We start from the raw sequence: 22,726 nt of genomic DNA, 5'->3' as shown, positions 1-22,726 counted from the left end.
GATGTAATTGATTTTCAAATAAATCTAACTAATCTAAACCTTATGAGAAAAGCAGTTATACCGGTTCTATTCGTTTTTTCCTTTTTGGCAAATGCACAAGAGAAAAAAACAGCCGACACCACTAAGGCAACCGATATTCAGGAGGTTGTTGTCACTTCTTTGGGGATAAAAAGACAGGCCAGGTCTCTGACTTACTCCAGCCAGCAGATTGGTGGCGATGAGCTTACGGAAGTAAAAACTCCCAATCTTTTAAATTCTATCAATGGAAAAGTTTCCAACGTGCAAATCAACAAAACGAATGGTGGTGTAGGAGGTTCTGTAAGAATAGTAATGCGTGGGGATAAATCTACAAGAAACAGCCAGCCTCTTTTTGTAATAGATGGTATTCCGATTATCAATAATACCGGAGGGCCGGATGCCATGGTATTCTCACAAATGCCGGATACAGGAGATATTTTCAGTATGATTAATCCTGAAGATATTCAAAGTATCAACTTCCTGAAAGGAGCGTCTGCTTCAGCATTATATGGGTCACAAGGAAGTAACGGTGTCGTATTGATTACGACAAAAAAAGGCTCAAAAGGAAGAAGTAAACTGTCTTTTTCGTCAAGTCTTACTTTTGATAAAGCGTATGATCTGCCGAAGCTTCAATACAGCTATCTTCAGACCACCCCACATAATCCCACAACCCATACACCGGGCTCTGAGGGAAGCTGGGGAGAAAAAGGTGCTTCAAAAGACTATCTGAAGGATTTTCTGAACACAGGAACAACATTGACAAATAGCCTTACTTTCAGTGCCGGTAATGAAAAGTCTCAAAACTTTTTCTCTATAGGAAATACAACGAACGATGGGATTATTCCAACTTCTAATTTTAAGCAGTATAATGTCAATTTCAGGAACTCCAGTAAGTTTTTAGATGATAAACTGACTTTAGAAGCCAATGTTATGGCTTCTCTACAGGATTCTAAAAACAGGGCGTCCCCGGGAAGATGGTTTTCTCCTTTAACCAGTATTTATTGGTTGCCACGAGGAGTAGATTTTGATTATTATGCCAATAATTATTCATACCTGGATAAATCAAGAAACCTGCCTGCCCAGAACTGGTGGAATATAGATTCTAATGGTGTTTTTTCTACAGAAGACCAAAATCCAATGTGGGTGCTGAACAGAAACCCTGTAACTACAACGAACAAAAACTTCTACGGATCAGCATCCTTGAATTATGCCATTAACAGTTGGTTAAATATTCAGGCCCGTGGAAATTACAGTTATTATTTCTCAGATACTGAAAGACAGATTTCAGCCTATTCTCTTTCAACTGTTTTGCCGGGAACCTATGAGGGACGAAAAAACGGAAGACTTATTAAAAATTCAATAGAGCGTACCACCAAATATGGAGATGTACTATTGCTGGGATCTCCACATATCACAGATGATATCAGCTTAGACTTTACCGTAGGAGCAAGTATCTCGGATTTAAGATCTTTAACATCCAAAATAGATAATAGCTTGTTAAAGCTACCCAATCTGTTTACAGCTAATAATCTATACTGGCCAAAAGAACGGGATGAAAGTGTAGCTTCATACACCATATATAATGGAAACCGACAGGATCAGTCTGTATTTGCCAGTACTACAATAGGATATAAAAAATTGGTTTATCTGGATTTAACATATAGAAATGACTGGTCTTCAACATTAGCTGATCTTTATGGAAAAACCAATACTTCTTTTGATTATCAGTCTGTAGGGGCAAATGCTATTCTTTCAGATATTTTTACGCTGCCTAAGGCGATTAATTTCTGGAAAGTGAGAACTTCCTATGCAAGAGTGGGTAATGCATTGGATCCCATTTTGATCAATCACATCAGTGGTTTTGATGCAGGAACCCCTATTGGTTTCAGTGGTTCACCTATTACCGGTGAAGAATTTAAAGATCTTTGGCTGAAACCTGAATTAAATAAAACTTTTGAAGCGGGAACTGAATTGAGATTTTTGAATAATAGATTGACCTTTGATTTCACATATTACAAATCAAATACAACCAATCAAATGTTGAAAGATGTAAGTGCAATAGGTTTTGGTGATCCATACAATAATGGTAAAGTAACGATAAATGCCGGAAACATTCAGAATACAGGTTTTGAATCTGCTATTTCTTATGATATTTTCAAAGGACAGAAATTTGGATGGACAGCAACATTCAATGCTTCTTCCAATAAAAACAAGATAATAGAGTTATTACCTGTAAAGTATTTCCAGGATTCCAATATCAGTCTTGAATTAATAGGAAGTGGTTATAACAGACTTAAAGTAGGAGGCTCTTTCGGAGATATCTATGGGTTTGCTTTTTTAAGAGATGATCAGGGACGTATTATTGTAGATAAGAACGGAGTTCCCAGAAGAACAGAAAATAAAGATAATTATTTAGGGAATCCAAACCCTAAATTTATGCTTGGCCTCAATAACTCCTTTAATATTGGTAACTTAAATGTAAGCTTCCTGATAGATGGGAAGTTTGGAGGTAAAGTTCTAAGTATTACCCAGGCAATGAATGATCAGCTAGGAGTAAGTAAAACATCTGCAGATGCCCGTGATGCCGGTGGAGTTGTTATAGAAAATGCAGTGAAAGAGGACGGAACACCTTACACTGACAAAACAGATGCTCAGGCTTACTATTCAAGTATAGGAGGTAGAGATCCTCTAACAGAGGCCTATATGTATAAAGCTACTGCCATACGATTAAGACAGGCTTCTGTTTCCTATACTTTTAAAGTGAATTCAAAATACCTTTCGGATGCAACACTAAGTGTGATTGGGACCAATCTTTTCTTCCTTTATAAGAAAGCTCCGTTTGATCCTGAACAAGTTTCAGGGGTTAATCCCGGAGGTGTTGGGGTAGATATATTTGGAATTCCAATAACACGATCAGTAGGATTCTCAGTGAAATTAAATTTTTAATTCTGTAGTATGAAAAAATATTTTAAATATAAAGCGTTTTATTTGTTAATGGCTACAGGCCTGTTTACTGTAAGCTGTACAAGTGATTTTGATAAAATTAACAGTGAGTATACTCCAGGTTTAGGAGATGAGCAACTGAATGCTGATTTTGGACAATTGGTATCTTCAATGAAACTTATGCAAAGAGGTTTGGTACATTATAATCTTGGAGTATATCAGTTGCAACAAAACCTGAATGCCGATATGTTTAGTGGGTATTTCAGTACCTCTAATCCTTTCAATGGAAATAATTTCAATTCAACATATTTTATGATGGATAACTGGAATGAAAGGATAATGATTACCCAGCTTGAAGATATTCTTAACAAGAAAGATATTTTTAAGGCTGTTATGGAGAAAACCTATCCGGGATATAACTTTGATAAATCATTGGCGATCATGGATATTATTAAGGTGGTTTCCAGTCTTAAAGTTTCTGATGCCCATGGACCTGTGATCTATAGTAAATTCAATAAACCGAATAGTGATGGATCTACTGATTTTGATTCTCAGGCCGATGCTTATCATTTTTTTATTGCGGATTTAACGAATGCCATTACAGTTCTCCAAAACGCCAATATAGCTGTTGAAGATAAATCGGTAATTAAATCGGCTGATGTATTTTTTGGAGGTGATACAGTAAAATGGATGAAATTTGCGAACTCTCTTAAATTCAGAATTGCCATGAGAATGCGATATGCGGCACCGGTAGATTCTAAAAAGTTTGCAGAAGAGGCGCTTGCATCTCCGGTAGGTCTTATTGAAAATAATACAGACAATGCGCTCATTAATTACGGAACGCCTTCTCCAATAGGAGGAGTGATCTATGACTGGGGAGATTGCCGATCAGGGGCTCCGCTTTTAGCTTACTTAAATGGATTTAAAGATCCGAGAATCAGTGCATATGCCTTTAAAGCAACCGATCCGGCGGCGGCAGGACAATATATAGGGATTCGTCAGGGTATTGATCTGAAAGGAGATAAAACGTTCTATGTAAATTATTCAGTTCCCTTAGCTGATGCGGCGGGAGGTGCTTATTTTGCACCGGGAAATCAAAACGGAAAAGGGAAGATATTTACGGCTGCAGAAACCTGGTTTTTAAAAGCTGAAGCAGCTTTATTTGGATATACAGGAGCCGGTGATGCCAAAAGTAATTATGAAATGGGGGTAAGAACGTCTATGGATGAATGGGGGAAAAGTGCTGATTACAATGCCTATATCAATGATGCCACTTCTGTGGAGCAAGCCTATACTGATCCCAAAAATGCGGTCAATAATATTCCTGCAGGAAATTCAATGTTAAGTACTGTTACCATCAAATGGAATGAGGCGGATAATCCAGAAAGAAAATTGGAAAGATTGATGACTCAAAAGTGGCTTGCTTTGTATCCTGACGGTTCTGAAGCCTGGGCTGAACAAAGAAGAACTGGATATCCTATTTTGTTTAAAAACGTATTGAATTCCAGTCAGGGAAATATTGATACAGATAAAATGGTCAGAAGAATACCAATTGCAACAAAATACCGTAATAATAATCCGGTTGGATATCAAAAAGCTGCGAGTACGCTGGGTGGTCCTGATATCGGAAGTACAAAATTATGGTGGGATAAAAAATTATAATTAATCAGAATCATTTATATACAGAGGCATCTCAAAAATCAGGTTGTACCCTGAGTGTTCATTTCGTAAGGAGAGGAGAATCTCCGATAATTTATTCTTCTATAGTTTCGTTTTAAGTCGGAATGAAATTTTGAGATGCCCTCTTTTTTTAGAACCTTATTTTAATATGGGAAAAAACAACTCTGAAACCCGTTCAATACAACCCATCCTTTGGATATCTACATTATATTTTGCAATGGGAGTGCCCTTTGTAACCATTAATGCAGTTTCCGGGATTATGTATAAAGATATGGGAGTTTCAGATGCCCAAATTACATTTTGGACAGCTCTGGTTATGTTCTCCTGGACGTTAAAGCCTCTTTGGAGTCCTTTTCTGGAGATCTATAAAACCAAAAAATTCTTTGTTGTTGTTACCCAGTTTGCGATAGGAATTTTGTTTGCTTTGGTGGCATTAAGTCTTCCTTTGCAGGATTTTTTCAAATACAGTATTGCTCTTTTTGCGGTTATTGCCTTTTGTGGAGCGACTCATGATGTGGTGGCAGATGGAACCTATATCAGTTTCCTTACCAATAAAGAGCAGGCAAAATATATAGGCTGGCAGGGAGCTTTTTATAATCTGGCCAAAATTATCAGTAGTGGGGCATTAGTTTATTTTGCCGGGGTTTTAGAAAAAACAAAAGGGGTAACCCGTGCATGGATGATCATTATGGTGATTTATGCTCTATTGTTTTTTGTATTAGCTATATACCACTACCTGATTCTGCCAAAAGAAAACAAAGAAGTATCAGAGAAAGATAAAAAAACAGCAGGAAATGTCCGTCAGGAATTGCTGGAAGTCATTACCTCATTTTTTACAAAGAAGAACATCTTATGGTCTGTACTGTTCATTATTTTGTATCGTTTTGCTGAAGGGTTTGCTATAAAAATTGCACCGTTATTTTTTAAAGCGCCAAGGTCCTCAGGAGGATTAGGACTTTCAACATCAGATATTGGACTTATTTATGGAACGTATGGTTCTGCAGCATTTATTTTAGGATCTGTACTGGCCGGTTATTTTATTTCAGCCCGCGGATTGAAGAGATCATTGATATGGTTATGCTCTGCATTCAATATTCCATTTGTAGTCTATGCTTTATTAGCGTACTACCAGCCTGCTGATCTCTTGCCGGTAGGAATTGCAGTAGTGGTGGAGTATTTTGGTTATGGTTTTGGGTTTGTCGGACTTATGCTATACATGATGCAGCAGATTGCCCCGGGAAAACATAAAACAGCCCATTATGCATTTGCAACAGGTATTATGAATCTCGGAGTGATGATTCCGGGAATGTTCAGTGGAATGATCAGCGACTGGGTAGGATATAAAATATTTTTTATCTGGGTACTGATCGCTACTATTCCGGCATTTCTTGTAACCCTATGGGTTCCGTTTCCATATTCGGAAAATCAAAAAGAACAATAAATCAATTATTAAACAAATTTAAATAAAAAGTAAAAAATACTTTATGACAGCTCAATCAGTAATGATCCCATGGCAGGATCGCCCGGAAGGTAGCAATGATATCATGTGGAGGTTTTCCGAAAACCCGATCATTAACAGATATGCAATACCAACGTCAAACAGTATATTCAACAGTGCTGTGATTCCTTTTGAGGATGGATTTGCAGGGGTATTCCGCTGTGACAACAAAGCGGTGCAGATGAATATTTTTGCAGGTTTCAGTAAAGATGGAATCAATTGGGAAATCAATCATGACCCTATTGAAATGAAGGCAGGAAACACAGAAATGATTGAATCTGATTACAAATATGATCCCCGCGTTACTTTTATTGAAGATCGTTACTGGATTACATGGTGTAACGGATATAATGGACCTACCATTGGAATTGGATATACTTTTGATTTTAAGGAATTTTTCCAGTGTGAAAATGCTTTTCTGCCATTCAATAGAAATGGAGTGCTTTTCCCTGAAAAGATCAATGGAAAATATGCGATGCTGAGCCGTCCAAGTGATAACGGACATACGCCTTTTGGTGATATTTATATCAGCTACAGTCCTGATATGAAATACTGGGGAGAGCACCGTTGTGTAATGAAAGTAACTCCTTTTGAAGACAGTGCCTGGCAGTGTACAAAAATCGGGGGAGGTCCGGTTCCTATAAAAACAGAGGAAGGATGGTTACTTTTCTATCATGGGGTAATCAATACCTGCAGAGGATTCAGATATTCAATGGGAGCAGCATTGCTTGACCTTGAAGATCCTACAAAAGTATTGTACAGAACAAAACCTTATCTGCTGGCTCCGGCAGAAGTGTATGAACTGACAGGAGATGTGCCGAATGTGGTTTTCCCATGTGCTGCATTGACTGAAGGAGATAAAGTAACCGTATATTATGGTGCTGCCGACACAGTGGTAGCTATCGCGTTTGGATATATTTCTGAAATTATTGATTTTATGAAAAAAAATTCAATCTAAATGAGGTTTTTTAATATGTTGATCGGCTTAATTCCCTTTATTATTGGGATATTTGTAATGGTTTTCATATTTTTAAACCAACTTTTAAAATAAAAAATTACTGATACCTCTTATCATGAAAAAAGAATTGCTTATCTGTTTTTTTACACTCCTGGTTTCTACGGTGAATGCCCAACAACAAAAGGGGGATGTCTTATCCTGGGTAGATCCTTTTATTGGGACAGGAGGCCACGGCCATACGTTTCCGGGAGCTACCACACCGTTTGGGATGATTCAGCTAAGTCCGGATCAGAATACTAAAAGTGGAGACTGGGACTGGTGTTCCGGGTATCATTACAGCAGTAAGACGATCATGGGATTCAGCCACAATCACCTTAGTGGAACAGGATGGGCAGATCTTGGAGATATTCTGGTTATGCCTACCGTAGGTCAGGTAAAAATGGTTCCGGGATCAGAAGATAAGCCCGAGACAGGCTATCGTTCAAAATTCAGTCATGAAAAAGAAACGGCGGCCCCGGGATATTATTCAGTAATGCTCGACAGCTATGGAATCAAAGCCGAACTTACGGCTTCTCCAAGAGTGGGATTTCATAAGTATACATTCCCCAAGAGTGATGAATCCAATATCATTATTGATCCAACCAATAAAATTTTTGGAAATATTTACCATACTCTGGTAAGTGTAGAGGGTAATAACAAAATAAAAGGATACTGCTACAGCAATGGTTGGGGAGGTAAGCGATTTGCTTATTTCGTGATGGAGTTTTCAAAACCTTTCAAATCTTACGGAGTGTATGCCGAAGGAAAAATCAAAAACAACGAAAAGATTGCCCTTGCTAAGGATGCGAAAGCTTTTGTAAGATTCTCTACAGAAGATAAGGAAAGTATCGAAGTGAAAGTCTCTTTATCTCCGGTAAGTACAGAAAATGCACAGGAGAATTTTGATGCTGAGGCTACGAATGTGGATTTTGCAAAAGCTAAAGAAACGGCACAAAAGACATGGAGAGATCTTATCGGAAGATTTCAGGTGACAGGAGGTACAGACAGTCAGAGAAAGATTTTCTATACAGGGGTTTATCATACATTTATAGCTCCTAACCTTTATATGGATGCCAATGGAGACTATGTGGCTGCTCAGGAAAATATGAATACCAAATGGTTTACCAACTACAGTACCTATTCTTATTGGGATGGCTTCAGAGCAACCCATCCTCTGCTGACCATTATGGATCAGAAACATACCAAAGAATTTGCCAACTCCCTGATCAGCAGGTATACCGACCGTAAAGACCATATGCCTATCTGGGAATTATGTGGATACGATAATTTCTGTATGTTGGGTTATCACAGTGTATCGGTCATTTGGGATGCTATTTCAAAAGGTGTACCGGGTATTGATGCTGAAAAAGCCTTTGCTGCAATGAAAGATGCTTCTTTAACAGATAAAATGAGCAGCAGTGATGGAGGAGGAGGCCTAAACGATTATATTAAACTGGGGTATTCTCCTTCGGAAAACGGAGCTTCTGTTTCTGCCACCCTTGAATATGCTTATGATGACTGGTGTATCCAGCAGCTTGCAGAAAAACTGGGTAAAAAAGAAGATGCAGAAGTCTATAAGAAGCGTTCTATGAACTTCCTGAATACTTTCAATAAAGAAAATAGTCACTTCTGGCCAAGACAGAAAGACGGAAAATTTTTAGCAGATTTTGCACTGAACGATTGGAAAAAGCTTCAGCCACACTGGGTTTCCGGGAACATCTGGGCATATGATTTTTTTGCTCCTCACCAGATTGATGAAATGATGAACCTGTACGGAGGGAAAAAAGGGTTTGAAGAAAAACTGGATAAAACATTTACAGAAGCTCTTAATATGCAGGGAGAACAGCATGTTGATATTTCAGGATTCATCGGCTCTTTGGGGTTTGGAGATGAACCGGGGCATCATGTTCCATACCTGTATAATTATGCAGGAAGTCCTTATAAGACTCAGAAAATGATCAAATATATCCGTGATAATATGTATGCGGCTAAACCTGATGGAATTGTGAATAATGAAGACTGCGGACAGATGTCGGCATGGTATATTTTCTCTTCATTAGGATTTTATCCGGTGACACCAGGGAAACCTGTCTATGCAATTGGTGCACCTCAGTTTCCTAAAGCTTCATTGCTGTTGGAAAATGGAAAAACATTTACCGTAGTAGCAGACAAGATATCCGATAAAAACATTTACGTTCAGAAAATGTTCCTGAACGGGAAAGAGTACAAGAGCTGGGAATTGAACCACAGTGATATTATGAATGGTGGAGAGCTGAGATTTGTAATGGGAAGTAAGCCTGTAAAATAAGACTAATAAAAATAAACGAAATAAAAGTATCAATGGAAAGGAGAAATTTTATTAAAACAAGTGCACTGGCAGGAGCCGGATTGCTGTTTACACAGAATGTTTTTGCAAAGAATCTGGTGATGGACGATTTTCCTGTTGTTCGTGTTCCCAAAGATAAAAGACATTTTACCAGTGAATCCGTAGAAAGTGCTATTGCGGCTTTTAAAAAGAAAGTAAAAAATAAAGAATTAAGCTGGCTTTTTGAAAACTGTTTTCCGAATACATTAGATACTACTGTTTTTTACAGTGAAAATAATGGAACTCCTGATACTTATGTAATTACGGGTGATATTGATGCGATGTGGCTTCGTGACAGCTCTGCGCAGGTTTTTCCTTATTTACAGTTTTCAAAAAAAGATGAAAAACTTCACAAGCTTATTTCAGGGGTTATTTATAAACAGACGAAATTCATTCTGAAAGATCCTTATGCCAATGCATTTTATAATGATGACAAAAAAATAAGTAAATGGAAAGAATACGATCATACAGATATGAAACCTGGTACCCATGAAAGAAAGTGGGAAATAGATTCTTTGTGTTATCCTATTCGTTTGGCTTATCATTTTTGGAAAACAACAGGAGATACCAAACCTTTTGATGCTAATTGGCTACAGGGCATTAAGCTTACCCTACAGACATTTACTGAGCAGCAGAGAAAAAAAGACCTGGGACCTTACAAGTTTGAGCGTACAACGGCTTGGGCTACAGATGGTGTTCCAATGGGAGGATATGGGTATCCTACAAAACCGGTTGGACTGATCAGTTCCATGTTCCGCCCAAGTGATGATGCTACGATTTATGGATTTTTAATTCCTTCTAATTTATTTGCTGTGGTAAGCCTACGTCAGGCAGCAGAAATGGTTTCTCAGATCAAAAATGAAAAAGGTCTGGCTCAGCAACTTACCAGCCTTGCTGATGAGGTGGATGCCGCCATTAAAAAGTACGGAATTTACAATCATCCGGAATATGGAAAAATATATGCTTTTGAAGTTAATGGCTTTGGAAGCTATAACCTGATGGATGATGCCAATTGTCCGAGCTTATTGGGTCTGCCTTATTTAGATGCCGTAAAAGCAGATGATCCTGTGTATGTGAACACAAGGAAATTTGTTTGGTCAGAAAATAACCCATTCTTTTTCAAAGGTAAACTGGCGGAAGGAATTGGAGGGCCACACATTGGGCTTGATATGATCTGGCCGATGAGTATCATTATGAAAGCACTCACCACTAAAGATACAGGTGAGATTAAATGGTGCATAGACACCTTACAGAAAACGCACGGTGGGACAGGCTTTATGCATGAGTCCTTCCATAAAGACAACGACAAAAAATTCACCAGAGAATGGTTCGCATGGTCGAATACTTTATTTGGAGAATTATTATGGAAAACCTTTAACGAAAACCCGGAGCTGCTGACATAGCCCTCTTATTTTATATGCCCCTTTTTTCTTAGGTATGTTTCTTTAAAAAACATACCCGGGGAGTGGTATATAGAATCCCGACACCAAAAACATCAAAATAATGTATACAATGAAAAAAAAATCCTTTTTTATGGGCCTGATGGCAATGATGCTTCATTCAGGCTCTCTTGTCGATGCACAACAGCTTAATAATCCTGTTGGGATATGCTATGTGGAAGTGAATAACAACAATATGCTGAATGCAGGATCCTATACCCTGCAGAACAGTGGAAAACAGCTTTTTGACGTCGCTATTATTTTTGCGGCCAACATTAATTATGATGTGTCCAAAAGCAGAGCGTACATTTCAAACAATAATAATGTTACCAAAGTATTGAATGATGTCGATACATATGTGAAACCTTTACAGCAAAAAGGAATTAAGGTTTTACTTGATATTCTGGGAAATCATCAGGGAGCTGGGATCTCCAACTTTCCGAATAGGGAAGCTGCGAAAGATTTTGCCCTGCAGATCGCAAATACTGTTTATACTTATGGGCTGGATGGGGTAGACCTGGATGATGAATATGCTGATTACGGAAATAACGGAACCGGACAGCCAAATAGCAGCTCTTTTGTAATGCTTCTTCAGGAACTTAAAGCAGCAATGCCTGATAAACTGATTACCTTCTATTATCTGGGCCCTGCAACTTCAAGGCAGAGCTATAATGGAGATCAGGCCGGAAATTATATTGACTACAGCTGGAATGCCTACTACGGGACATACAGCGCTCCGAGTGTGCCTCCTCTTACCAAAGCTAAGCTTTCTGCTGCTGCAACATGGATCAATAACACCTCTACTTCTACACTTTCCACTTTGGCTACCAATTCAAAAAATGACGGCTATGGTGTATTTATGTGGTATGACCTGCCAGGTACGAACATGGCCAGCTATTTAAGTACAGGATCCAATATACTCTATAGCCAAAATACAGTATTGTCAGGCCAGCTTTATTCTTGGACTCAGGGGGCAGCGTGTGATCCGCCGTTAGGATTAGAAGCAAACACTCTTACAGGAACTTCTGCAAAATTAAACTGGACCTCCAGCGGCTCCCAAACTTACAATATAGATTATAAGCCTGCCAGTTCAACAACCTGGACGAATGTAACAAGTAATTATACAGGAAGCAATATTGTCGTAAATAATTTAACATCCAATACAGAATATGACTGGAGAATACAGTCTAACTGTTCTTCAACGTCAAAAAGTACCTACATTTTTGCCCCAAGATTTAACTCAGGAAACGGATGTGCCACTCCATCAAATTTAATAGCGTCCAATGCCCTTGGAACAACTACCAAATTATCCTGGGATACTGTAGGAACAGCTGCTTCCTATACTTTACAATATAAAACTACAGCAGCCTCAACGTGGACTACAGTTCCTAATATTACCACCAATACCTATACCCTTCAGAACCTGACTGCCAATACCAACTATGTATGGAAAATACAGTCTGTATGCGGAGGAACAACTACCAGTACTTATTCAGCAGATACTCCATTCAATAGTGGACTTGTTCCTGTTACCAGCCCTGGCCCAAGATCTCTTTCTTTTAACGGAAGCAGTCAATATCTTAATGCCGGACAATTTAACCTCAATGGAAATGCTGTCACTTTTGAAGGCTGGGTAAAAGTAAATGCATTCAAAACTGCTTTCCCTTATATTTCGTCAGTAATCGGAATTGAAGTGGGAGATAATAATTCAGCCATACTAAGATTGGGAGATGCTACTCTTGCCAATAATAAACTGCAGTTTACCTTAAGTTTTGGTTCATCTCAGATAAAATTGAACGGAAATACAGCTCTTAATGCCAATACATGGTATCATGTGGCAGCAACTTATGATGGTGCAACGATGAAACTCTACGTCAATGGTAATCTTGATGCAAGTACTGCGGCTACCGGTAATTTTACAGCAAATGGTATTCTTTATATGGGTAGAAATTATGATAACTCCCGTGCACTTAATGGATCGCTGGATGAATTCAGAGTATGGAAGAAAGCTCTGACGGCTCAGGAAATCCTGGATAACAAATGTAATATTGCGGCCAGCTCAACGAGCCTGGAGGCCAATTGGAAAATGGATGACGGAAGTGGAAGCGGAGCAGTAGATGCTACTCCAAACGGTCATTCTGCTACTTTAATCAGTATGTCGGATGCCAACTGGAAAACAGAAGTCCCTTGTCCTTCTTCTTTATCTGTAAAAACGGCAAAAGGAATTGAAAATAAACAGGAAAATACAGCGTATCCGAATCCTGTTAAAAGAGGAGAGGATATTAAGTTTAGAATTGATGACAGATCTGCAAGCGAAATATCTTTGTATGGAGCTTCAGGAACATTGTCTAAAAAACAGAATATTAATCCAAATAATAATGTAGTTAATACACAGGATTTACCCGCTGGTACTTATCTTTACAAAATTACATCAGCTGATAATAAGGTAGTGTCGTCCGGTAAAATAATTGTAAAATAAATATAAGATCTAATCAAGACCTGCGTTATGTTTTTAATAGCATAAGGCAGGTTTTATCTGTTAAAATTTAGGAAGTAACTGATGGTAAAAAAAATATTATTAATGATATTGGTGGTGAGCTTTTGTATGGGATTCTCTCAGCAAAACTATGAACCGGTAGCCGCTAATCTTAAAGCAAGAACAGAATTTCAGAATGAAAAATTCGGTATGTTTATCCATTTTGGATTATATAGTGAATTGGGCAGGGGAGAATGGGTGATGAACGATGATAAAATTCCAGTGAATGATTACACTAAGCTGAAAGATTTCTTTAACCCCACAGAGTTTAATGCTAAAGAATATGTTACAATGGCTAAAAATGCCGGAATAAAATATATTACATTAGTGACAAGACATCACGATGGTTTTAGTATGTGGGATACCAAATATTCGGATTTTACGATCATGAATACCCCCTTTAAAAGGGATCTTGTGAAAGAGCTGGCTCAGGAGTGTCATCAGCAGGGGATCAAAATAGCATTTTATTATTCACTGTTGGACTGGAGAAGAACTGATTATTCTTACTGGACAGGCCGTACAGGGAAGGAAACCAGACGTACTGAGAAAGGAAACTGGAATGACTATATCCAGTTTATGAAAAATCAATTGACAGAACTATTAACCCAGTATGGTGAAGTTTCAGGCATCTGGTTTGATGGGTATTGGGATCAGATGGAAGAGGAAAAAGAAAACAGAAAGGAACAAACATATGTAGATTGGAGAATGGAGGAAATATATCAGCTTATCCATACACTTCAGCCTCAATGTCTTGTTGGGAATAATCATCATATCACTCCATTAAAAGGGGAAGATTTCCAGATGTTTGAAAGAGATATTCCGGGGCAGAATAAAAGTGGATTGAGTTTTCAAAAAACATCTCAACTGCCTTTAGAAACCTGTGAAACAATAAATGGCTCCTGGGGGTTCAATTTAAAAGACAACAAGAATAAAACATCTAAGGAACTTTTAGATTTGTTGGTCAATGCAGCAGGAAGTAACGCCAATTTGTTGCTAAACGTAGGACCTATGCCTAATGGTAAAATTCCGGAACCTTTTATTCATTCCTTTACAGAAATGGGAAATTGGATGAAAGTGTATGGTGAAAGTATTTATGGAACAAGAGGAGGGTATCTTCCACCTCAAAAATGGGGAGCTATCACTCAGAAGGCAGGTAAAATCTATGTTCATATCCTTAATAATAAGGAAGAAAAAACAATTACTTTGGAAAATTTTCCATTTAAAAAGATTAGCTCTGCCTATTTGTTAAAAGATAGAAAACCTATAAAATATAATTTAAAAAATAACACCTTAACATTTGATAGCTATACTGTAAATAGTCAAAACCCAAATGTTGTTATAGCTTTTGAAGGAAAATAAATTGGAAAAATAATGCAAAATATACTAGGAATAGATATTGGAGGATCCCATATTACACTGGCTCAGGTGAATCCTGAAAAACGTGAGATCATTTCTTCAACATATGTACGGGAACATGTAGACTCTTTTGAATCTAAAGAAATTATTTTTTCTGCATGGGTTTCAGCGATCGATAAGGCAGCCCATGATTTGGATAAAGAGGATCTTTTATTGGGAATTGCAATGCCGGGGCCTTTCGATTATGAAAATGGAATATCTCTGATGCAGCAAGGAAAATTTATAGACATCTATCAGGTTAATATCAAAGAAGAGCTGGCTAAAAGAATGTCGATTTCTCAGGATCAGATATATTTTGTGAATGATGCGGCCGCCTTTATGGAAGGTGAGGTTTTTGGAGGTTGTGTGCAGGGTTTCAACAAGGTTTTTGGAGTAACGCTGGGAACAGGATTGGGAACTACTTTTTATAATGGGGAATTTGCCACTGACGAAGATCTTTGGGATTCACCTTTTAAAAACTCTATTTGTGAAGACTATCTGGCAACACGCTGGTTTGTTAATTATTATACTGAATTAACAGGGGAACAGATTTCAGGAACCAAAGAGCTGCTGGATAAACCCCTTGAAATACAAACCAAAATATTTGATGAATATGCAGATTCTTTTTCCGAATTTGTAGTACAATACGTGAGCCATTATGAACCTGAAGTTTTGGTAATTGGAGGGAATATTGCTAAAGCATATCCTTACTTTGAGAAGCGGTTTATTCAGAATTTAATAAAGAATAATATTAACTTGCCCGTTAGAATTTCTGCTATTTTTGAAGATGCAGCCATCTTAGGTGCGGCCAGTTATGCTTTGAAAATGCTTAAATAAATAATAAAACGATACAATGAAGTCTTTATTTTCTACTTTTTTTCTTTTATTGCAGGTCTGTGCATTCGGGCAGAACGGATCTCTTGTAGATTATGTGAATCCGTTAATGGGAACTCAGTCTAAGCCTTCTTTATCCAATGGAAATACCTATCCGGCAGTCGGACTTCCCTGGGGAATGAATATCTGGACTCCTCAGACAGGTAAAATGGGTGACGGATGGGCATACACTTATGATGCCGATAAAATAAAAGGATTTAAACAAACCCATCAGCCTTCTCCATGGATGAATGATTATGGCGCTTTTTCCATCATGCCGGGTGTTGGTCAGCTAAAATTTAAAGAAGATGACAGGGCAAGCTGGTTCAGTCATAAAGCTGAGGTTTCAACCCCTTATTTTTATAGTGTATACTTAGCTGATATTAATGTAACAACTGAATTTACACCTACAGAAAGAGCTTCTTTCTTTAAGTTTGATTTTCCTAAAACAGACAGTGCTTACGTAGTAATTGATGCTTTGAATAAAGGCTCTTACATTAAAATTCTTCCTAAAGAAAGAAAAATCCTGGGGTATACGACCAGATATTCAACAGGAAAATATGAGAATTTTAAAAACTATTTTGTGATTCAGTTTGATAAAGATTTCGAGCTGACAAAAGCATGGAAGAATGATAAACTGGTTAATGATCAGCTAGAAATTACCAGCGATCATGCCGGCGCAGTTGTTGGATTTAAACTCAAAAACAAGGAAGCGGTTTATGCAAAAGTAGCCTCTTCATTCATAAGCTTTGAACAGGCTGAACTGAATCTGAAAAGAGAAATTGGCAACAAAAATTTTGAGCAGGTAAAAACCGAGGCTAAAAATATCTGGAACAAAACATTAGGGAAAATAGAGGTGAAAGGAGGAACAGATCAACAGATGAGAACCTTTTATTCTTCTTTATACAGGACATTGTTTTTTCCACAAAAATTATATGAAATTGATGCCCAGAATAAAATAAGGCACTGGAGTCCTTACAATGGTAAAGTGCTGGATGGGAGAATGTTTGCGGGAACCGGTTTCTGGGATACGTTCCGTGCTTTGTATCCTTTCCTGAACCTGGTATATCCGGGGATCAATGTTGAAATGCAGGAAGGATTGGCCAATGCCTACAAAGAGGGAGGCTTCTTACCAGAATGGAGCAGTCCGGGATATTCAGATATTATGATTGGAAACAATTCTGCATCTGTAGTAGCAGATGCTTATATAAAAGGACTTCGTGGTTATGATGCAGAAACCCTTTGGCAGGCTGTAAAACACGGCGCAAATAATGAAGGTCCTATAGAAGCCGTAGGCCGTGCAGGTGTGGAGTATTACAATAAACTGGGCTATGTTCCTTATGATGTAAAGATTAACGAAAATGCAGCCAGAACCCTGGAATATGCATATGATGATTTTTCTATCTACCAATTGGGTAAAGCATTAGGAAAACCGGCTTCGGAAATTGATATCTATAAAAAACGGGCCTACAATTATAAAAATGTATTCGATCAGGAAACAGGTTTGATGCGGGGTAAAAATAAGGATGGTAACTTCCAGAAACCGTTCAATCCCTTCAAATGGGGTGATGCTTTTACAGAAGGAAACAGCTGGCATTATACCTGGTCTGTTTTTCAGGATATTGATGGCCTTGCTACATTGATGGGAGGCAAAAAGAAATTTGAAGCCAAGCTGGATGAGGTTTTCTCTCTGCCACCGGTTTTTGATGACAGTTATTATGGAAGCGTGATCCACGAAATCAGAGAAATGCAGATCATGAATATGGGGCAGTATGCTCATGGAAACCAGCCTATTCAGCATATGATTTATTTATACAATTATGCTGGCTCTCCCTATAAAACACAATATTGGGTAAGACAGGTCATGAATAAACTATATATGGCAACACCCGACGGGTATTGTGGTGACGAAGATAATGGGCAGACTTCTGCGTGGTATATTTTCTCAGCATTAGGATTTTATCCGGTAACACCGGCAACAGACCAGTATGTTTTAGGAACTCCATTGTTCAAAGAAGCTACTGTTCATCTTGAAAATGGCAAGAAAATTGAAATAAAAGCTCCGGAAAATAATTCCGAAAACCTATATGTAAAATCATTGAATGTAAACCAGCAGCCTTATTCCAAAAACTGGCTAAGTCATAAAGAACTGATGAAAGGTGCTGTTCTGGATTTTAAAATGGATAGCCGACCTAATAAAGAAAGAGGTTCACAGGAAAAAGATTTTCCATATTCAATGTCAAAAGAAGAATCAACTAAATAATTTTAAACTACAAATACAACTGTATGAGTACAGAAAAGAAAGAAATATTCGCTAGAGTAGAAAAAATGCTGGCAACGCAAGGATTTAATCTTGCTGCAAAAGATGATACAAGACCATGGGGTGGTTTTTTTGTGATTGATGAAACTCAGGCACAGGATTTTGCCAACCAATATTTTGATGGAATTGATGTAGACAGTTTAAGAATAGGAGGGAAATTGAGTCCTAAAATTCTTATAGTAGCTCCTGAAGCAAGACTAAGCTGGCAGTATCACCACAGAAGAGCTGAGATCTGGCAGGTAGTAGAAGGAACCGTGGGTATTAAGAGAAGCAATACCGATGAAGAAGGAGAATTGAAAACCTACCATCCGGCAGATCAGGTAAAACTTCAGCAGGGAGAGAGACACCGTTTGATCGGTTTAGACGGCTGGGGAGTTGTTGCTGAAATCTGGCAGCACACCGATGCCTCTCATCCTTCTGATGAAGATGATATTGTAAGAGTACAGGATGACTTCGGAAGATAGTTCAGGATAAGTACAAATAAATATCCCATTTTAGTTGATCATTTGATGACTAAAATGGGATTTGTTATTTCATTCCGCAGGAAATGCTAGACATTCAATTCTTATTTTCCTGCCAGGTATTTTCTATTTCTTCCAGTGTCTTTCCTTTGGTCTCCGGAATCCTTTTCCAGATAAAAAGAAAAGCAATGACCGCAACGAGCATATAAAGCCAGAAGGTATATGCATTTCCTATACTTCCTATCAGTACAGGAAAAGTCTGAGAGACCAAAAATACAGCTGCCCACAGAAAGAAAGTAGCAACAGACATCGCTGTAGCCCGGGCCTTGGTAGGGAAAATTTCAGCAATCACAACAAATGTAAGAGGCCCCAGGGACATGGCAAAAGAGGCAATATACCCCAATATGGCAATGAGAACAAGATAACCCTGCTGCTGTGAGTAAAATGCCAGACCTACGATAAACAGACAGATACTCATACCACTGATGCCGAGCAGTAATAATTTTTTCCGCCCCCATTGGTCTACATATCTTATGGCCACGAAAGTGAAAATGACATTAATAATACCCACCAAAATGGTCTGTATAAAGGCAGAATCAGATCCTACGCCCGTTGCTTTAAAGATTTCCGGAGCATAATACATAATCGCATTGATCCCCGTTATCTGTGAAAATACAGCGAGCAGAATACCAATTCCCAACGCCCGTTTTACCTTTGGCTCTCTGACGTCGGAAAAGGAAAAAGGGGTTTCGTCTTTGAGTGATTCGTTAATAGATTCAAGCTCCTGCCGAGCAATAGCTTTTCCATTGATCTGACTAAGGATTTCCAAAGCTTCTGTATTTCGTCTCTGTCCGGCCAGCCAACGCGGACTTTCCGGTACAGTGAGCAATAGCAATACAAAAGTTACTGATGGGATAATTCCTGAGCCAAACATCCAGCGCCAGCCGGTAGAAATATTCCAGCTTTCATTATGTATCCCTGCAATATAGGCATTCACAAAATAGATGATGAGAATTCCGGAGACAATTCCCAATTGGAAAATAGAGATCAGACGTCCCCGGATACCAGCAGGCGCCATTTCTGAAATATACATCGGAGAGAGCATAGAGGCAATGCCTATTCCCATACCACCAATAATCCGGAATAATACAAAGATCCAAAGATTGGGAGCTATAGCTGTACCTACTGAAGAAATGGTAAACAAGAAACCGGAAAGCATCAGGACTTTCTTACGCCCAACATAATCACTAAGCTTCCCGGAATACATTGCTCCGACAATACAGCCAAGCAAAGCACAGGAAGCCACCCAGCCGGTCATCACATCAGAAAGCTGGTAATAGATCTTCATAAATCCGATAGCTCCGGAAATCACCGCCGTATCATACCCGAATAATAAACCGCCCACGGAGGCTACCAGGGTAGCTTTATAAATAATATTTGAATTTGAAGTTGGTGGCATATCGTTTAGTTTAAAACTTTTTCTGCAATCATATCCCTTCGGATACTTGCCTTTATAGTCACACATTCTTTACCTGCACTTTCACCATAAGGCATAATGGTATAAGCTCCTATATCAGCCGGTACAATAAAGGTTTCGGCATAATGAATGACATAAGGCTCAAAACGGTGATCCGGACTCTCTACAATAACTTCATGGCCTTCTACCAGATTCAGTACATTCACTACACCTTCCGTATGATGAATCACTTTTTTTGTAAACCAATGTCTTCGGGTTTCTATAAACGACAAGGCATCTAGTCCGGTGCGTTCTTCTCTCCATCCATCTCCTTCAGCCACGGACTCGGTAAGATTAAGAATGTTTTCTTTGACCCATGAAGTCGTACGATCCCATTGGATTACATTGTTACCGTGTTTCAGAGATATAGGCCTGGGTTTTCCATCCAGTCCCATTCTTCCCCAATCCCACAGCTTGAAGGTAAAAATATAGGGAGTAGCACTAATCTCCAGTACTACAGAATCTGCTCCTGAACAATGTACGGTGCCTGCCGGGATTGACACATGATCATGTTTGCGGACCGGCCATTTTTGTACATATTCTTCGGTATCAAAAGGGATGTTGTCATGCTGTGCCGCTGTTAAATCTTCCATCATCCTTTCCGGATTTATATTTTCTTTGAGGCCAAGATAGACAAAAGCATCATCTTTGGCATCCAGCATATAATAACTTTCATCCTGAGTATAAGACATCCCGAATTTTTCTTTGATATATTCTTTCAGTGGATGTACCTGTAAGCTCAGATTCCCTCCTTCCATGGTGTCCAGAAAATCAAAACGGATAGGAAATTCATCTCCAAATCCTTCATATACCTGTTTTCCCAATAAGGCTTCCGGCTGAAAAAATACCAGGTTAATGGCAGGTATTTCTACGACCTGATCTCCAAAGCCTAATAATAAACTGTTTTCTTCTGGAACACAGTCGAAACCCCAGGCATAGTTGGGACGGCTTCTGTCTAAATCACACACCTCTTTTAACCATTGGCCTCCCCATGGTCCCGGATCAAAAAAAGGAACGACTCTAAAGGGACGTTTTACGGTTTTCTGCAGCGCTTCCAATAAAGCTTGTACCCCGATCATTTTGGGATGATGAGGTAAAGTGGTATCAAGCACAAACTGACAGGACTTCAGGATGCGTTTTTTATAGCGGTCGCACACACGCCAATCTACAAAATAAGCATGCTTGTATTGATAGGAAACAGAATCAGTATAATTGGTTCTGCCCAGATTACAGGCTGTATTGCTGCGGTAGCGCATCTGTATTTCCCATCGGGGCATATCTGCATAAACGGAAAGATCAGACTTAGAGTAGATTAAACTAGCTCCCGGTCCTATAATGACTGTACAGCCATTACTATGATCTATACTTTTCTGAAGTACAGCCACTTTTGACGGATCAAAATAATCCTCCAGTTCCAGGGGCGTTATATACCCAAATACAGGATCATCTGTCACGTACTTTTCCACCATTTCGGTAATTTCATCCTCAGATTTCATGGCCTCTGTGGTATTGAAGATACGTTCAGGGCTTAACCATTCCTGTACTGAAGTGATGATTTCTTCCAGCAATACTCCCGGATAACATTCAATAGCTATTATTTTTGAAGTACCTTTTTGAAGTGCTTTCGCAATATTTTCCCAGCCGGTTGTACAGGTGTGCCCCTGTATTTCAATGATAGGATATTTATTAAAATTTGATTTCATTCTTATATTTTTATTAATTACCTACAAGATGTGCTATTCCCAATAGAGCGGCTGTATCAGGAAATTCACCTTCCTCAATGCTTATTTTCCCCCAGGGTGTCCAGGCATGAGTTTCTATATGTTTTCTGATGTAAGGAACAATCTGAGAACTACTGGCCATAATTCCTCCGGTAAGAACTAAAATTTCCGGGTCATAAGCATGAATGAGATTAATGGCACATGCCGACCATACCTGTACACTTTGTTCACGAATATGTAACGCCGCTGCATCGCCTTCCTGTGCCAGGTTGAAAATTAATTCATAATCGATGGCAGGGGCATGGGCTAGGGGACTTTCTGCAAAATTTTTATCTGAACGGGCTATACTGGTAAGATTCCAGGTTGAAGCTTCGGTTTCTACACAACCTTTATTACCGCAGTTGCAATGGATTCCTTTGTAATTGATCACAGAATGTCCACCCAGTATTCCTGCCGTAAAATGCTTGCCTCTCAATAACTGCCTGTCCATGATAGCTGCACTTCCTATTCCCGTTCCCAAAGTCATGATGACAGCACTGTCAAAATTTTTTGCCTTTCCATATTTCCATTCTCCCCATAGAGCAGAACGGGCGTCATTTTCTATGCTAAAGGGTAGGTTGAAAGTCTGTAAACACCATTCTTCTAAATGAATACCGGGAGCATCTCCAAATTTCTTATCAATTGAAAGAATCTTTTTCTGAATACTGTCTATAATACCGGGAGAAGCCATCCCAAGTCCTGTAATCTCTGCTAGGGAAATTCCTTCCCGGTCAAGCAAATCTTCTACAGCTTTTTGGATAAATGGGAGTCTCTTTCTGAGCCCGCTACCGGAATCAGCATCAATAGAATCAGAGGAAAGAACAGTATTACCCTGTACAATACCTATTTTAATCTTTGTGCCTCCCATATCGATGGCAATTACTGGCTTTGACATTGTTTTACTTTTAGTATTATTAAATGGGTA

Annotated in this window: 14 protein-coding genes; 11 read left to right on the top strand and 3 right to left on the bottom strand. The window is 38.8% G+C overall.

Features of this window, described 5'->3' with window-relative positions; all coding sequences use genetic code 11:
- The first annotated feature begins 42 nt into the window (after positions 1-42).
- The 11 genes from DRF57_RS02310 (at position 43) to DRF57_RS02260 (ending at position 18,528) form a co-directional block, all read left to right on the top strand.
- Entirely contained in the window at positions 43-2,964 is a 2,922-nt protein-coding gene (locus tag DRF57_RS02310; RefSeq protein WP_115916706.1) for a SusC/RagA family TonB-linked outer membrane protein, read from the top strand.
- A gap of 9 nt (positions 2,965-2,973) precedes the next feature.
- The gene (locus DRF57_RS02305; RefSeq protein ID WP_228450299.1) at positions 2,974-4,623 is read left to right on the top strand and encodes a SusD/RagB family nutrient-binding outer membrane lipoprotein; all 1,650 of its coding nucleotides are present in this window, start codon (positions 2,974-2,976) and stop codon (positions 4,621-4,623) included.
- 166 nt (positions 4,624-4,789) lie between these two features.
- On the top strand, positions 4,790-6,082 hold the full coding sequence (locus tag DRF57_RS02300) for an MFS transporter (RefSeq protein ID WP_115916704.1): 1,293 nt from the start codon (positions 4,790-4,792) through the stop codon (positions 6,080-6,082).
- 43 nt (positions 6,083-6,125) lie between these two features.
- Positions 6,126-7,097 (top strand): glycoside hydrolase family 130 protein, encoded by a 972-nt coding sequence (locus tag DRF57_RS02295; RefSeq protein ID WP_047484755.1) that lies wholly within the window; start codon positions 6,126-6,128, stop codon positions 7,095-7,097.
- A 115-nt stretch (positions 7,098-7,212) separates the two neighbouring features.
- Positions 7,213-9,444 (top strand): GH92 family glycosyl hydrolase, encoded by a 2,232-nt coding sequence (locus DRF57_RS02290; protein WP_115916702.1) that lies wholly within the window; start codon positions 7,213-7,215, stop codon positions 9,442-9,444.
- A 32-nt stretch (positions 9,445-9,476) separates the two neighbouring features.
- Complete coding sequence (locus DRF57_RS02285; protein ID WP_047484760.1) at positions 9,477-10,904, top strand: glycoside hydrolase family 125 protein; 1,428 nt, start codon at positions 9,477-9,479, stop codon at positions 10,902-10,904.
- 109 nt (positions 10,905-11,013) lie between these two features.
- Positions 11,014-13,419, top strand: a complete 2,406-nt coding sequence (locus tag DRF57_RS02280; protein WP_167449336.1) for an endo-beta-N-acetylglucosaminidase H — start codon at positions 11,014-11,016, stop codon at positions 13,417-13,419.
- An 81-nt stretch (positions 13,420-13,500) separates the two neighbouring features.
- The gene (locus DRF57_RS02275) at positions 13,501-14,835 is read left to right on the top strand and encodes an alpha-L-fucosidase (RefSeq protein ID WP_115916698.1); all 1,335 of its coding nucleotides are present in this window, start codon (positions 13,501-13,503) and stop codon (positions 14,833-14,835) included.
- A gap of 12 nt (positions 14,836-14,847) precedes the next feature.
- Positions 14,848-15,708 carry an ROK family protein gene (locus tag DRF57_RS02270; RefSeq protein ID WP_115916696.1) on the top strand — a complete coding sequence of 287 codons (861 nt, stop codon included), beginning with the start codon at positions 14,848-14,850 and terminating at the stop codon, positions 15,706-15,708.
- 16 nt (positions 15,709-15,724) lie between these two features.
- Positions 15,725-18,007, top strand: coding sequence for a GH92 family glycosyl hydrolase (locus tag DRF57_RS02265; protein WP_115916694.1), 2,283 nt, complete (start codon positions 15,725-15,727; stop codon positions 18,005-18,007).
- A 23-nt stretch (positions 18,008-18,030) separates the two neighbouring features.
- Positions 18,031-18,528 carry a cupin domain-containing protein gene (locus tag DRF57_RS02260; RefSeq protein ID WP_047484764.1) on the top strand — a complete coding sequence of 166 codons (498 nt, stop codon included), beginning with the start codon at positions 18,031-18,033 and terminating at the stop codon, positions 18,526-18,528.
- Between the two features lie 94 nt (positions 18,529-18,622).
- On the opposite strand, the gene DRF57_RS02255 is transcribed toward DRF57_RS02260, so the two are convergent.
- The 3 genes from DRF57_RS02255 to DRF57_RS02245 are packed head-to-tail and all read right to left on the bottom strand — an operon-like array spanning position 18,623 to position 22,696.
- Positions 18,623-19,984, bottom strand: coding sequence for a sugar porter family MFS transporter (locus tag DRF57_RS02255; RefSeq protein WP_228450297.1), 1,362 nt, complete (start codon positions 19,982-19,984; stop codon positions 18,623-18,625).
- Between the two features lie 5 nt (positions 19,985-19,989).
- The gene (locus tag DRF57_RS02250) at positions 19,990-21,744 is read right to left on the bottom strand and encodes a class I mannose-6-phosphate isomerase (protein WP_115916690.1); all 1,755 of its coding nucleotides are present in this window, start codon (positions 21,742-21,744) and stop codon (positions 19,990-19,992) included.
- A 13-nt stretch (positions 21,745-21,757) separates the two neighbouring features.
- Positions 21,758-22,696: an ROK family protein gene (locus DRF57_RS02245; protein ID WP_115916687.1), complete on the bottom strand. Its 939-nt coding sequence runs from the start codon at positions 22,694-22,696 to the stop codon at positions 21,758-21,760.
- Between the last annotated feature and the right edge of the window lie 30 nt (positions 22,697-22,726).

Source organism: Chryseobacterium rhizosphaerae (assembly GCF_003385455.1).
GTDB lineage: Bacteria > Bacteroidota > Bacteroidia > Flavobacteriales > Weeksellaceae > Chryseobacterium > Chryseobacterium rhizosphaerae.
The sequence above is the reverse complement of the archived record's forward strand: the minus strand, read 5'-3'. Positions and strand labels throughout refer to the sequence as shown.

Bases quoted from the DNA above. Each gene is read 5' to 3' on its own strand.
- DRF57_RS02250 (WP_115916690.1), bottom strand. From the start codon at position 21,744: ATGAAATCAAATTTTAATAAATATCCTATCATTGAAATACAGGGGCAC.
- DRF57_RS02310 (WP_115916706.1), top strand. From the start codon at position 43: ATGAGAAAAGCAGTTATACCGGTTCTATTCGTTTTTTCCTTTTTGGCA.
- DRF57_RS02275 (WP_115916698.1), top strand. From the start codon at position 13,501: ATGGTAAAAAAAATATTATTAATGATATTGGTGGTGAGCTTTTGTATG.
- DRF57_RS02280 (WP_167449336.1), top strand. From the start codon at position 11,014: ATGAAAAAAAAATCCTTTTTTATGGGCCTGATGGCAATGATGCTTCAT.
- DRF57_RS02285 (WP_047484760.1), top strand. From the start codon at position 9,477: ATGGAAAGGAGAAATTTTATTAAAACAAGTGCACTGGCAGGAGCCGGA.
- DRF57_RS02270 (WP_115916696.1), top strand. From the start codon at position 14,848: ATGCAAAATATACTAGGAATAGATATTGGAGGATCCCATATTACACTG.
- DRF57_RS02265 (WP_115916694.1), top strand. From the start codon at position 15,725: ATGAAGTCTTTATTTTCTACTTTTTTTCTTTTATTGCAGGTCTGTGCA.
- DRF57_RS02255 (WP_228450297.1), bottom strand. From the start codon at position 19,984: ATGCCACCAACTTCAAATTCAAATATTATTTATAAAGCTACCCTGGTA.
- DRF57_RS02305 (WP_228450299.1), top strand. From the start codon at position 2,974: ATGAAAAAATATTTTAAATATAAAGCGTTTTATTTGTTAATGGCTACA.
- DRF57_RS02290 (WP_115916702.1), top strand. From the start codon at position 7,213: ATGAAAAAAGAATTGCTTATCTGTTTTTTTACACTCCTGGTTTCTACG.
- DRF57_RS02295 (WP_047484755.1), top strand. From the start codon at position 6,126: ATGACAGCTCAATCAGTAATGATCCCATGGCAGGATCGCCCGGAAGGT.
- DRF57_RS02260 (WP_047484764.1), top strand. From the start codon at position 18,031: ATGAGTACAGAAAAGAAAGAAATATTCGCTAGAGTAGAAAAAATGCTG.
- DRF57_RS02245 (WP_115916687.1), bottom strand. From the start codon at position 22,696: ATGTCAAAGCCAGTAATTGCCATCGATATGGGAGGCACAAAGATTAAA.
- DRF57_RS02300 (WP_115916704.1), top strand. From the start codon at position 4,790: ATGGGAAAAAACAACTCTGAAACCCGTTCAATACAACCCATCCTTTGG.